Source organism: Pseudoalteromonas sp. 5Ae-yellow, from assembly GCF_014077565.1.
Taxonomy (GTDB): domain Bacteria; phylum Pseudomonadota; class Gammaproteobacteria; order Enterobacterales; family Alteromonadaceae; genus Pseudoalteromonas.
This window is the reverse complement of the sequence record NZ_JACGWD010000159.1, coordinates 1-902: the sequence shown is the minus strand read 5'-3', so window position 1 is coordinate 902 and position 902 is coordinate 1. Positions and strand designations below refer to the sequence as shown.

The window sequence follows — 902 nt, the reverse complement described above, 5'->3', positions numbered from 1 at the left end:
AGTTATGGGTACAGGCCGAAACGAAGTTGTCATGACGCCATCAGCAAAGCCACGGTATTTATTCGTAAATATCACCGTGAGTGGGTGGTTGATATGGATCTGTCGAAGTGTTTTGACCTACTCGATCACGACTTGATCATAAGCAGCGTCAAACGCAAAGTGACAGACGGTAGCATCTTAAAACTGCTCAAACAGTTTTTAAAAAGCGGAGTAATGATAGGCAATAATTGGGAAGCGAGTGAGCTAGGAAGTCCACAAGGTGGTGTTATCAGTCCACTGTTGGCGAATATCTACCTAGATGCATTTGATCAAGAAATGAAAAAGCGAAATCACAGAATAGTGAGGTACGCCGACGACATATTGATCTTATGCTGCACAGAAAAAGCAGCCAAGAATGCACTCACAGTAGCGACTCAGATACTCGAAAAAGGCTTAAAGTTAACAGTCAACCAAAAGAAAACGCACATAGCGCATAGTAGTGAAGGCGTAAAATTTTTGGGAGTGGAGATAGGCAGTAATTGGACGCGTATCCAAGCCACAAAACTCAAAGGCTTTAAACAAAGAGTAAAACGATTAACAAAGCGAAATAGTGGCATGAACTTAATTGAAGTAATAAAAAGACTCAATCCAGTGGTGCGCGGCTTTGTAAATTATTTCAGTATAGCCAATTGTAAACGAGTGCTAAATTTGTTGGCAAGGTGGGTGAGACGACGATTAAGGGCAATTCAGTTAAGGTTGTGGAAAAACCCAGCGAGGTTGCATAAGCGACTAAAACAATTAGGGAAAAAGCCGCCATTTAAGTTCATCAAAATGAACTCATGGCGAAACTCTCTAAGTCCATTATCGAATGTAGCGATGCCAAACCAATGGTTTGAGGAGCAAGGTTTATATTCAATGGAAAA

At 41.1% G+C, this 902-nt stretch carries 1 protein-coding gene; it reads left to right on the top strand.

What is annotated here, in order from left to right:
- The coding region (locus H4J63_RS19775) for a reverse transcriptase domain-containing protein (RefSeq protein ID WP_182198109.1) at positions 1-902 on the top strand (902 nt) is incomplete at both ends.